General features: G+C 32.5%; 10 protein-coding genes. 5 read left to right on the forward strand and 5 right to left on the reverse strand.

What is annotated here, in order from left to right; all coding sequences use genetic code 11:
* Positions 1-204 precede the first annotated feature (204 nt).
* Positions 205-1,092 (reverse strand): alpha/beta fold hydrolase, encoded by an 888-nt coding sequence (locus IPJ91_00980; GenBank protein ID QQR93714.1) that lies wholly within the window; start codon positions 1,090-1,092, stop codon positions 205-207.
* 163 nt (positions 1,093-1,255) lie between these two features.
* Here IPJ91_00980 and rpmH point away from each other — a divergent pair, with 163 nt between their 5' ends.
* From rpmH to IPJ91_01000, 4 genes are all read left to right on the forward strand, one after another.
* Positions 1,256-1,441, forward strand: coding sequence for a 50S ribosomal protein L34 (rpmH, locus tag IPJ91_00985; GenBank protein ID QQR93715.1), 186 nt, complete (start codon positions 1,256-1,258; stop codon positions 1,439-1,441).
* Positions 1,442-1,445: 4 nt separating this feature from the next.
* Entirely contained in the window at positions 1,446-2,741 is a 1,296-nt protein-coding gene (locus IPJ91_00990; protein QQR93716.1) for a tRNA-dihydrouridine synthase family protein, read from the forward strand.
* Between the two features lie 77 nt (positions 2,742-2,818).
* Entirely contained in the window at positions 2,819-3,235 is a 417-nt protein-coding gene (locus IPJ91_00995) for a hypothetical protein (protein QQR93717.1), read from the forward strand.
* Positions 3,236-3,440: 205 nt separating this feature from the next.
* Positions 3,441-3,788 (forward strand): hypothetical protein, encoded by a 348-nt coding sequence (locus tag IPJ91_01000; protein ID QQR93718.1) that lies wholly within the window; start codon positions 3,441-3,443, stop codon positions 3,786-3,788.
* Between the two features lie 7 nt (positions 3,789-3,795).
* Here the strand turns inward: IPJ91_01000 and IPJ91_01005 are convergent, their stop codons facing one another.
* The 3 genes from IPJ91_01005 to IPJ91_01015 are packed head-to-tail and all read right to left on the reverse strand — an operon-like array spanning position 3,796 to position 9,580.
* Positions 3,796-4,365, reverse strand: coding sequence for an RsmD family RNA methyltransferase (locus IPJ91_01005; GenBank protein ID QQR93719.1), 570 nt, complete (start codon positions 4,363-4,365; stop codon positions 3,796-3,798).
* A 46-nt stretch (positions 4,366-4,411) separates the two neighbouring features.
* A complete protein-coding gene (locus IPJ91_01010) occupies positions 4,412-6,283 on the reverse strand; it encodes a hypothetical protein (protein ID QQR93720.1) in 1,872 nt (623 codons plus the stop codon).
* Between the two features lie 12 nt (positions 6,284-6,295).
* Positions 6,296-9,580 (reverse strand): ATP-dependent helicase, encoded by a 3,285-nt coding sequence (locus IPJ91_01015; protein QQR93721.1) that lies wholly within the window; start codon positions 9,578-9,580, stop codon positions 6,296-6,298.
* A 120-nt stretch (positions 9,581-9,700) separates the two neighbouring features.
* Here IPJ91_01015 and IPJ91_01020 point away from each other — a divergent pair, with 120 nt between their 5' ends.
* Positions 9,701-10,291, forward strand: a complete 591-nt coding sequence (locus tag IPJ91_01020; protein QQR93722.1) for a hypothetical protein — start codon at positions 9,701-9,703, stop codon at positions 10,289-10,291.
* A gap of 11 nt (positions 10,292-10,302) precedes the next feature.
* Here IPJ91_01020 and IPJ91_01025 read toward each other — a convergent pair whose 3' ends face one another.
* Complete coding sequence (locus IPJ91_01025; protein QQR93723.1) at positions 10,303-12,909, reverse strand: DNA gyrase subunit A; 2,607 nt, start codon at positions 12,907-12,909, stop codon at positions 10,303-10,305.
* Positions 12,910-13,001: the final 92 nt, after the last annotated feature.

Consider the following 13,001-nt stretch of genomic DNA (forward strand, 5'->3'; position numbering starts at 1 on the left):
ACTCAATACACAAATAAAATCATTGTTATAATTTTTGATAACTTACAATTAGATTATTTGGATATTGAAATACTATTTTTAAAGTGAATAAAGATTAAATAGTTGTTAGTCTGAAATTGATAACTCTATGCAAAGCTAAAATTGTTGTCAAATTCGATCTTTAGCTTTGTAGCTATCTAGTTTATTATAACAGCCGACAGATAATTACTGCAAAAAATAATGTAATATTTCATTTTTATATTCTACATCAATACTGAAGTGATTTTGTTCATACAGTTCTTTGAATTCGACATTATCTTTCCCATATTTATGCATAGTTTCTACAAAGCTCAAAGAATCATATATAGGTATATTTACATCTTTTGTGCCGTGCCAAATCTTGATTGGAATTTCCAAAGTTTTATCCACTCTATCTTTACTCCACTCATCAAAGTTTATAGTAGGGGCAAGAAGTGCAATTTTTTGGACCCTGTCAGGAAATGTAGTTGCATAATTCATAGTCGGAAGGCCTCCCATGCTGTAGCCTATCAAGTAGATCTCCCTAATGTTGGTAACTTCACTGTTTATATATTCAAGGAGACTGGTAATGTCATTAATTGAATTTTTATTTCCCCAATTATCGCCATGTTGATTTGATGCTAGAAAAATAAAATCATTTTGGCTAAAGAATTCTCCATATTCTTGCAGTCCTCGTACAAATGGATCCCCAATATCGTTTGTAACTTCAGAACCAGAGCCGTGAGAGAATATCACAACTTTAGCAGTTTCTTCACCATTCAAGTTACTTGGAATTGCTATATAGGCATACTGCCCATCAATTAACTCAAATCGTTCAGTAAATAAAGTAACTTGTGCTTCAGAACCATCTGCTGTCAGTGATGCCGAAGAAATATCTGATTCGCTCAAGTTCTCGTCTAGGTAGCTAAGGTCTCTCACTTCTTGCTTTGAAATGTTTGTTTCTATATAGTCATATTCCTGCTTGAAAGTACTTTTGCTACATATAATAACAAAGAAAACCACTAAACTGAGTCCAAGAAATATCAACTTTAATTTCGTATCTTTTCTACTTATTTTTTTACCAATATCTTTCATGTCAAAGATATTCTATCAATTATAATGATTTATAGGTGAAGTATTTGAAGTATCTGATTTTTTGATAATTTTGTATTGTTACTTTTTCAGTTTCATGCTAAAATGGGTAAGCTAATTTATTGAATCATCGATTCCATTGTAAAATAAGGAATGAATTTGCCAAATGACAAAACGAACATATCAACCACATACACTTAAAGCACTCAAAAAACTTGGGTTTAGGGCTAGGATAGCGACGAAGGGTGGAAGAGATGTATTGAAAAGAAGACTTGCAAAAGGCAGAAAGATACTTACTATTTCAGATGAATATAGGTTGAAGCAAAAGACTCCCAACGCTCGTATCAAATAATTCTGTGAATTTCATTCTACCTTTGCTTTCTGAGAAAAAATATATTTTTGGACTCTCTCCAATGGATGGAATTACGGATTGCGCATATCGAGAAATGTGCAAGGCAGAAGGGGATGTGGATCTACTTTACACTGAATTTCAAAATGTCCATGGGCTTTCACTTGCAGTTCCTAAACTTTGGAATGCGTTTCGTTACACAGAATTTCAAAGGCCAATTTTAGCTCAAATTTATGGTCATGAAATTGAGTACTTCTTTCCTGCTGCATTGCTTTGCTACATTTTAGGTTTTGATGGAGTGGATGTAAATATGGGTTGTCCAGCTAAAAAAATCTCAGATCGTGGAGCTGGAGCTGGTTTGATCCGAACTCCAGAAATTGCAAAACAAATCATTGCAGAAGTCAAAAGAGCAAGATCAAGCTTTCAAAATGACATTATTCCAATTATTTCTAAGCTTCATAGTTATGATGAATTACTTGAAAATTTAGAGATATTAAAATTAGCCGCTATCTCTGATTTAACTTACAGAAGAATAAATTCTACTTATTCAAATCCTGCACCTTTGCCTAGTATAAATTGGTCGAAGTTATTAAAGCTAGTTATAAAGTTGGCAATTAGTTGGGAAATTGATTTCAAAAAAGTTATTCAAAATTCTACAAACTTGACAGTTAGTGTGAAGACTAGAATTGGTTATGATAAACCTGAAACTGAAACTTGGATTCCACAGATTCTCGAAGCAAAGCCAGATCTTATAGCACTTCATGGAAGAACTTTGAAACAACTTTACGCAGGAAGTGCAAACTGGGAAGAAATTGCCAATGCAGTTGAACTATGTCAACAAGGAAACATACCACTACTTGCAAATGGAGACATAGGAACAGCAGAATCTGCTAATAGTTGTGTGGAGGTTACAAAAGCTAATGGATTACTAATTGGAAGGGGAAGTTATGGAAAACCTGAAATATTTAGACAGATCAGAAATGCATTGAACTCTCCCTTCGCTTTGTGGGAAGTATCGACTTTAGCAGGGAGGCAAGATGAGGCAATTGACAAGTTTGAACAAATTATGAAACATTGTGAACTTTTTGATAACTTTAACCCGCTCTCCGCTTCGCAGAGTATTGACCCTGTTAGTGGGACAGGGAGTATTCAGACTAATTTTTTTTCAATGAGAAAGGTTCTTTGTTGGTATATAAAAGACATTCCGAATGCATCTGAACTTCGAAAGCAGTTAGTTTTGTGTAGTTCAAGTCAGGAGGTAAAGCAAGTGTTATATAACTCTAATGCAACAAAATACAAATAGGTTGACAGATTCTCACTAAATGTTATAATCATGATGATATTTTAAATAATCCTGCTCTAACTGTCGACATAAAATATATGAAAAGACTTAATCTAGTAGACACTGTTAGGTTCGGCGCATATGTTCTTCATGGTTGTGAAAAAGTTATACTAACTCATGCAGATGCTCAAATAATTTTGAAATCTGATCCTAGTGGAAATGGAGATACATTTGCCTTAGTTGAATTCTGTGGACATGGGAAGGCATTGGAGACACTATTTCTAGGGTTAGGAGGTCTAAAACTTGTTGCAGCTAAAGTGCCATCTAGCAATTTTTCGAGTTTTGAAGAAGGAAAAGCGTTAGCAACAGTTAGCCAAAATGAAAATCTACTAAAAGTATTTGGAGGTATAGGCATACCAATTAGTGATGAAGCGACAAAAGTACTGTTGAATTTTGCTGGCCAAATCCCCATTGCTAGAGAAGCTGAATTGAAAGAATTCATTGCAGGTCATTGAACTTCGAAAGCAGTTAGTTTTGTCTAGTTCAAGTCAGGAGGTAAAGCAAGTGCTACAGGGTTATAGGAATTTGTTATAAGTTACCAATAGTTGACATCTGCGATTTGAGTGCTATAATTATGTGACTTAAATTATCAACAACTCCCCAATCATTTTCGTTCATATGCATTCACAAAACTTTTTGCAGTTTTACCAAAACTTTCTAATGTTTAGTCATTATTTCAATGATGATGGTAAACTTGTATGCTATCAAATGAACCCAGATGGAAAGTCAGAAAAAGTAAAACTACATCTTCCAAAAGGTACATTGCTTTTCATAGAATATGACAAAAAGAAATTATCTAAATCTGTACCTATTCAAGTTGTTGATAGTAGTAATTGTGTCCTAATCAATTTATTGCTTATAAATTTTAGAAGTAAAGTAATTGCAAAAGCTGAAAATGCTCGAATTGTGAAGCATCATTCAGAATTAGATGACTTAAAGAGAGAGTATACATTTAAATGGCAATATGTTTTCAGTTCTATCATTCCAAATCTATCAAACTTTCACTAGATACATATTACTTAGTATAAAAGTATATCTTTGTTCCTCCGTATTGTCTCAGTTCAATAAACTTCAGATTTTCAATGCTTTGATTTAAACTTTTCTCTGATGGACATTCAGCAACTAATAACCCATTAACTTCCAATAGCTTTCCAGCTAATCTAAGTATTTCGTCGTTTGTGTCTATATGTGGTGGACAAACGAATATCAAATTGTATACTTCTTTCTCATCATCTGTTTTGAGTTTATAATTTCTATGCAAAGTATCAAAACAAAATTCAAGTGCATCAGCTTTCTCTACCCAATACTTGGCCTTGTCAAATTTGCATTTCTCAGCATTATGCCAAATAGCTCGAACTCCTTCTTTTGTAATTTCAACAAACTTTGAGTACTTTGCTCCTCTACTCAAACATTCTAAACCAAGCGCTCCAGAACCTGCATATAGATCAAGCACTCTTACATTCTCATTTATCAAAAAGTTTAACTGGTCAAAAACTGAAGTTTTGACCCTGTCCATCATAGGTCGTGCAGAACTAGGTACTTCTAGCATTGTGTTTTTGGCTGTTCCTGTTATTATCCTAAGCATCTTTGTGATACTTCATCGTAAACTGTAAATAGATGAAACCAATAAGCTAGTATTTGGTTGACATTATAGCACTAGAGAAAAATATAAGAATGCTTAATATCATAAGTATACTCAATAAATCTATCTTTTTTATGACGCTCTTGTGCTTAGTGTGATCATTTATACCTAGTATTGATATGCTACCAATCAGAAATGGATACATATATCGAAAATCTTGATTGGAATAGTAAGGATATTGCCATCTAAAGTAGATAACGCTTGCAAACAACAAAGCAGAAACCATCAGTATTGGAAGTAAATCTAGTATCAAATCTTTTTGTTGCATCAAATGATAAAATTGAATCAAGCCACAAACTATGAGTCCAAATGACAATAAATTTATAACTTTTGTCATGATACTTTTATTAAATTCGTTACTTATACCAAATTCGCCAAAAAGAGAGCTTTTGGGAATTGCTACCCAAAAATTATTTCTTCCACAACAATCATCCCAAGTATGGAAAGTTGGGGTTGTAAGATACTCTTTCAAATCAAAGTAGACAAAGTACTTCATATCTTTTTGCATTTTAAAGTTCTCGTTACCAGGTTCATTCATATGAGTAAATTCTTTTCCATTGGTTGACAAAAATGTTGGACCAAAAGTTATAACTAAGGTAGAGAATATAAATACTGAAATTAGTATCCAAGTTTTTTTCAGAAACTTAAAAATTGGTTTAAATGCAGTTTTCAAATCAAGATATTTGAGTAAATGCAAATGCGCAAAAAGATTGTACCTAATAGTCATAACAACAAGTATCGTTGGCATCATTACAATCCCAGTTACTTTCGAAGCAGCAGCTATAAACGATGCAATCATTGCAATTCTCAAGTACTTTGATCTATCTTCTATATACCACCTATATAGGAAGTAAGTAGATATAGCAATAGTTGCATATACGATTGAGTCATTTCCTATTCTCACAGAATGTAGAATGCCACTTGGCCATAAGGCAAACAGAAGACCGAGAATATAGGCATGTTTTGTTGAAGTATTGATTTTGTTAAATGCTAGCTCAAGAGTAGCAAGTCCAAACAATACAAACAAAGTAAAAAAGCCTAAGCTAAGTAATTGTAAAATCAAATTTTGTTCGTTGAAACCATTGATGCCTAGTAAACTGGATAAATTATTTGCTTGTGCTGATATTAGGTAGTAGAGTGGTTGTTGATGACATTCCCAACAGGAGGTTGGAGTTGGGAAATCTCCTCTTTCTAAGATCTGGATAAATTCTAGATGTCCGTGCACATCATGTGTTCTTGCATGCCAAGGCGTTATACTTAAATACCCAAGTCCTATTGCTATAAATAATGCAACAGCAAATCCATAGTTTCTATCTTTGAAAATAAATAGAGATAAAAGGTAGGTAAATGATGAAGCAGACAAAACTAATAGAAAGAATAAAGCACTATACACAAAATCAGACCTCGAATTCATCAAGTACAATGCGACTCCACCTTGCTTGTTTTTCACTGTAAATTCTACATTACTTACTCCAGATGGCAAATTGTCAGTAAAAAAAACAGGCATGTTTTCGTTTGAATAGCATAGTTGTTCTGTTCTGAAGTAATCAACCAAATTTACCTCTTCACCATTTAGTTTCATACTTTCTAGGCAGTCATCTATATACATGATCATGCTTTTTTGTCTAAGTCTTGGCACATGGAGTTTACCTTTGTATACGACTCGATTCGCTTCTGCAGTGTCATAACCAAGTGTGATCTCATTGTTACTGTAAGTTTCATTAGTATCAAGATTTAGGATCTCTTCTTTTGCAAACGAAGTAGAAGTTTTTGCAAGTAGTATTGCAAATATGAAACTGAGGATGCCAAAAAATACTAATAAAAACACTTGTGCAGTAGATCTAGTTTTGTATGAAGACATATCTTTCTTAGTTTAATTTATATTTTTCCAACAATGTTCATAAAACTGGCACTTTTGACAAACCGACCTATTACTCGTTTTCCCAAACTCAACTTTTGTCAAAATTTCAGCTATGATACTTTTCAAAAAGTTAGTAAAGTTTGCAACTTCTTCACGAGAAAATTCAAACTCTATTCTATCACAACTTGGAATTAACTCATTCATGTCTTTTGGTTCGATAAAGTCAAATATGAAGGTTTTCAATTCACTTTCAAATCTTTTGTCTGCATCGACAAGAAGTTTATAAAAGTACATCTGATTTTTCAGCTTCATATAGCTTCTTGTAGTGTCTGATTCAATTTGATCAATTCTGCTTTCTAGGTTCGTTTTGAGTATTCCATCTTTACTTCTTGAGTGATGCTTGTTTCCGGTCTTGAAATCAACTAAAGCTAAATTATTTTCATCTTCAAATAAAGCATCAGTTTTTCCAACTAAACTTATCCCATTTAATTCAAATTTACTCAGCCATAATTCAACAAATTTAGGTTTTTCAAATGATTTTGCATAACTATCATAGTAAATTTGCAAAATTTTTTGCCAATAACTTTTGTATTTTTCTAATTCTAATTTATTTACTTCACTGTTTTCCAATTCATCATTGAAAATTTCAACTAATTTATCATATCCTGGATTTGCGTTATTATTTATATAACTTTGAAACCAAAGTTCCATAGTTTTATGAAATACATTTCCAATATTAAACCTTTCATGTTGAGGAATTTTGACTATATTTTCCAAAAAGAACTTATACTCACATTCAAGATAATTATTGTAACTAGTTGCCGATAAAGTTAGATTTTTCTTTCTTGAGTTTAACCATAGCAGATATTCTTCTTTGCTAAAAGTATTCTCACTTTTCAAACCCAGGTCATCCTTAGTAACAATATTTCTAGTCAAATTTATTGCTGCAAGATTACCTTCAATCTTTTTGATTTCAATATCATCAATTCTTTCAAAAGCATTATAATTTTCTTTAACTTTCAGTTTATTTTCAATTTCAGTTATAAAACTTATCTCATTTCTTGCTTTGTCATTTTCATCCAATTTACTTGAAATCAAAATCAAATTTTTCTTCGCTCTTGTCATTGCAACATAAAAAAGTCTTCTTTTTTCTTCAAGATTAGCGATTTCTTCCTCTTCCATAGTATTTAGATTGTCTCCAGTTTTTCCAAGTCTGATCTTCAGATCTTTCAAAGATTTATTCCAAGAACTTTCATCACAATGTAGCAAAAAAACTGTTTCGAACTCTAAACCTTTTGAACCATGTGCTGTAAGTAGTTTAACTGAGTTTTCGTTCAGATCTATCTCTTCAGCTTTGAAGTAAAGATTTCTATCTTGCATTTCGGTCAAAATTGAAAGTAAATTGTCTGTTTTGAAAATATTACTTTTTGCTTCATCTTCATTGTCAGAATCTTCAGTAACTTTTCCAAAGTTACTTTTTATCTTTTTGCATAAATCTATAAAACTATTAACTAAATTTAGTTTATAAATCGCATCGCTTGTCAGGTTATTAAAATCCTTACTATTACTCAAAAATTCAAAGTAAGTTTGATTTGTAAACTTGAAATTCAAAATATCAATCAAAAATTCAATTGCATCTTTATTTTCAATTTCTTTATGAAGTTTGAGAAAGTTTTCTATCAGATTCAAAACTTGAGAGTCCAAATTATCTTTATCAAAAAGGCTGTTTTGAGATTCACTGGTTATATCATTCAAAGCGTCAATTAAACTAACTTCCCTATATTTTTTGTCGCTAAGTTTTGTGAATAAGTTGAAAACTTTTACTTGGTCAAAATTTAGATAGTTTAAATTTAATAATTCAAATAAATCCTGTTTGTCAGCTTGTAAAATATTCACACTAAACCTTACTAATTTTAAAAAGTTATTTATTTCTGCATTTTTTATCAAATTTTCATCACTTTGAATCTTATACGGAATATTTCTTCTTCGAAGTAGTTCTATAAGATTTTGACTATGTTTGGTCTTTCTATAAATTACAGCATACTTTGAAAAGTCTGGTTTTGCTTGATCAAGCTCTTCAACCAATTTTGAAAGAATGAAATCTTCTTCGGCGTGAGATGAAGAAAAATTATAAAACTTTACATTAATTTTTTGCGTAACTCCGGAATTAGAATTTGTTGCAACAAAGTTTTTTTGAAATTTATTATCTAACTTATCTAAACTGTGAGTATTATTTTCGATCAAGGCTCTTGAAGTATCAATTATTTCTTGAATGCTTCGAAAGTTTTCATTCAGAATTATTACTTTAGCTTCAGCAAATTGATCTAGAAAGTCTTTGATATTATCTACATTTGCACCTTGAAATCTGTATATTGATTGATCATCATCGCCAACTACAAAGATATTTCCATCCTGATTATCCAACCATGATTTAGCAAGTTTGAATGCAATTTCATTTTGAACTTTGTTTGTATCTTGATATTCATCGATAAGTAAATATTCAAAGTTTTCTTGGAGTGCTTGTCTTAGTTCAGATTCAGGCTCATTCAGTTTATTCAAAATTTCAATAATCACATCATCAAAGTCTATCAATTTTAATTCTTTCAATTTAGTATTATATTTTCCATAAATATCAGCAAATTCTACCAAGGTTGACAAGTTTCTGTTCAAGTTCAGCAAGGTTTCTTTGTTGATAACCAACTTATTTCCCACTTTTTCTTTTGCTTCATAAGTTACTTTTGCACTATCATATTCTTTGCTTAAAAAGATAATTTCATCTTCAAGGCTTTTTTGAGTTATCAATTCTCTTTTGAAGTCGCTTATCATTCCCAAGATTTTTCCAGGACCTACTCCAAACTCAGAATCATTGAATCTTTGGTAATACTTTGATTTCAAAATCTCACTCAAAATTCTACTTTGAGTAAGTCCTAGTTCATCTATCATTTCAAAGTTTTTCAATTCTGGAAATAATTCGTCGTACCTTGCAATCAAACTTGAGCAAAATCCATGAAAAGTTGTAATTGTAACTTTACTTGCATCATTTCCGATTAACTTCTTCAGCTTCTCTTTCATATTTGTAGCACCATTTTTGGTGAAAGTCAGGCAAAGAATTCTTTCTGGTTCTATGTCGTGAAGTAGCATATTTGCAATTCGCAGAGTTAGTACAGTAGTTTTTCCAGATCCGGGACCTGCAAGAACCAAAACTGGACCATTTATAGTTTCAACTGCTTCTTTTTGGGATCCAGTTAGTTTGGAAAGTTGGGTTTGAAAGTTGTCGAGATATTGATTTGGATTCACGAAAAAAGTATCGCAAGAAACTGTAGACTTTACAAGGTGAACTAGTTGTGATACAATAGTATCACATACTTGTTTAAATATTGGTGTTTTCTAGTTAGTTAGAAAGCATGAAAAATTCAAATGACAGAAAGTAAAGGTCCATTGGCAGAACTTTTTGCTGAGAATCAGTGGAAAATTAAAAAATCTCAGGCTGATTTTTATTTCAGTAGATATAATCCGCTTCTAGAAACATTAACAAAAGTATTAAGGGGTGAATTAATGGAGGCAGATAGAAACATTACATCAGCTTTTGTGTTCGTTCAGTTTTATGAACTCTGCCGTCATGGCAAAGATGTAGAATTAGGTAAGTTTATTGAGCAAATTATGATACATAATCAAGCAATGCACTTTGAGGTTAAAAGAGTACTTTTGCAAAAAATGAGCGCAGTATTAGAGGAAGGGTTAGGCTTTGTATTGCCGGATATATTCAAGAGCTCAAAACTTAAACCGATGGAGATTCTCGATTCTTTGGGTTTAGCGGAATCAATATTTACAAATATACAACTAAGTTTTAATCTAAATAAAGCACTGCTTCCTTTTGTTGGTAGACTAATTCCTATGAATGATGGGTATTGCTTGATTGAGACAGAGACGGAATATCCTAATGATGGCATTCCTGAACCAACATTGGGGGAAATCCAAATGCCAGGTACCTACTTTAGTAAAAACTGATATTACTATTCTTACACTACAGCTACTGCCGCAACTTTGTCCCCTGCAGCCAGTCTTATCAGATGAACTCCCTTTGTTTGCCTATTTAACTCTCGAAGACCTTTTAGTGGTATCCTTATCATTTGCCCAAGTTCAGAAGTGATAAGTAGCTCCTTATCTGGATGATCCATTATCCTAGCAGCTACTAAATTGCCTGTTTTTGTATCTACATCATGAGCAAAAATTCCACTTCCTCCCCTATTTTGTACTTTGAATTCATCTAATCGGGTGATCTTTCCAAAGCCATTTGCAGTAACTGTCAGCATAACATTCTCAAGAGTTCGAACTATATCCATAGATATCACTTCGTCACCCTCTTTTGCAAAGCGGATTCCTATAACTCCCATACTGGATCTGCCTGTTGGATTTACATCTTTTTCTTGAAAATGTATCGATTTCGCAAGTTTGGTCACGAGTAGCAAAGTATCTGTGCCTGTTGTTGGTTTCACCCAAACTAGTTCATCATCTTTGTCAAGCTTGATAGCGATTAAACCATTTTGTCTTATACTTTCATATTCTTCAATTGAAGTTTTCTTGACAGTTCCATACTTTGTTGCAAAAAACAAAAATTTATAATCTTTTTTAGCCTCAACCTTTTCTTCACCTTCTTGAGTTATATCCTCATCTACAAATTTGCCATTACTATGAGTTAGCATTGAAGTAACTCTTTCCCCTACTTCAAGATTTATTACATTTACTATACTCTGACCTTTTGCAGTTCTACCAAACTCAGGTATATCATAAACCTTCGTTTCAAATACTCTGCCTTTGTTTGTGAAAAACATCACATAGTCGTGAGTTGAACAAGAAAGTATATGTAAAACCGCATCTTCTTCTCGAACTTCCATACCTACTTTACCTTTTCCTCCACGATTCTGAACTTGGTAAGTATCTCTTTTCATTCTTTTGATATATCCTTGTTCTGAAAGTGTAACTATAACTTTTTCTTCCGGAATAAGTTCATCCTCACTCATGACATCAAGTGTTCCTTTGATAATTTTCGTTTTCCTTTTATCTTGAAATTCTGTTGCAAGTTTTTCAAAATCTACCAAAATTAATCTCAACAATTTTTCGGGTTTTGAAAGTAATTCTATGATTTCATCAATTCTTGCTTTGAGTTTATTGTATTCATCTTCAATCTTGCCTCTTTCAAGTTGTGCAAGTCTTCTTAGTTGCATATCAAGAATAGCTGTTGCTTGAATTTCACTTAGCTCAAACTTTTGCATAAGCTGACCTTTCGCAACTTCAGCTGATTCGGCATTTCGAATTATTTTTATAACTTCATCAAGATGACTCAAAGCAATCATCAAACCTTCCAAGATGTGAATTCTTTCTTGTGATTTTGCAAGTTCAAATTCATGTTTCCTGACTTCAACTTCTTGTCTATGTTCTACAAACAATTCCATAAACTGTTTCAAGTTCAAAACTTTTGGTTCATTTCTGACTAAACAAAGTAAATTTGTATTGAAAGTTTTTTGAAGTTCAGTATATTTGAATAAATTATTCAAAATAACTTTTGGTTTAGCTTCTCTTTTCAGTTCAATCACAACTCGAATTCCAAGTTTGTTTGTTTCGTCTCGTATGTCCGAAATTCCTTCAATTTTCTTTTCTCTGACTAGTTCTGCAATTCTTCCAACTAAACGAGCTTTATTTACTTGATATGGAAGTTCTGTTATGATTATTTCAAATTTTCCACCTTTGTTCTCTTCTATTTTTGCGATTCCTCTCATCAGAACTCTTCCACGACCAGTTGCATACATGTTTTTGATTTCACGAGCGTCATATATAACTCCAGAAGTTGGGAAATCAGGTCCTGGAATTACTTGAAATAGATCATCAATAGTAATTTCTGAATCAAATTTGTGATACCGACTATTACTCAGTTTCTCTAAGTCAGAAGTAACTTTGATACCTTTTGCGTAGTTTTCATCAAAACTATCTTGAGTGAAGGCTTTACCTTGTTTGATAGTTGCTATAATCCCAGCAAGAAGTTCAGAAACATTGTGTGGTGGTATTTTTGTTGCCATACCAACTGCAATTCCTTCTGCACCATTCAAAAGTAAATTTGGTAATTTTGCAGGCAATACCAACGGTTCCTCGTAATTTCCATCATAATTTGGTCCAAAATCAACAGTTTTATCATCAATTTCAGAAATTATTGGTACAGCATTTCCATCCATTCTAACCTCAGTATACCTCATAGCAGCTGCTCCATCACCATCAATTGAGCCAAAGTTACCTTGGCCATCTATAAGTGGATACCTCAGTGAAAAATCTTGAACCATTCTCACTAACGCATCATAAACTCCAGTATCTCCATGTGGATGATATTTACCAATTACATCTCCAACGACACGAGCTGATTTCTTGTATGCAGTCTTCGGCATCATATTTAAATTCCACATTGCATATAAAATTCTTCTTTGGACAGGTTTCAAACCATCTCGGACATCTGGAAGAGCTCTGGCAACTATGACGCTCATAGCATAGTTTATATAACTTTTCTTCATTTCATCAACGATTGAAGTTTGTATGATGCCTTTTTCTGTGTTTGTTTGTGTTTGGGTATTTGTATCCATATTTTTGACTCAAATTACAAATTTGATTATAACTCAAACTCTTTCAATTTGCATCTTATAATCCCAAGATTAGGTACTTTCTCCTGATATAT

The sequence above is a fragment of the bacterium genome (genome assembly GCA_016699595.1).
Classification (GTDB): domain Bacteria; phylum Patescibacteriota; class Dojkabacteria.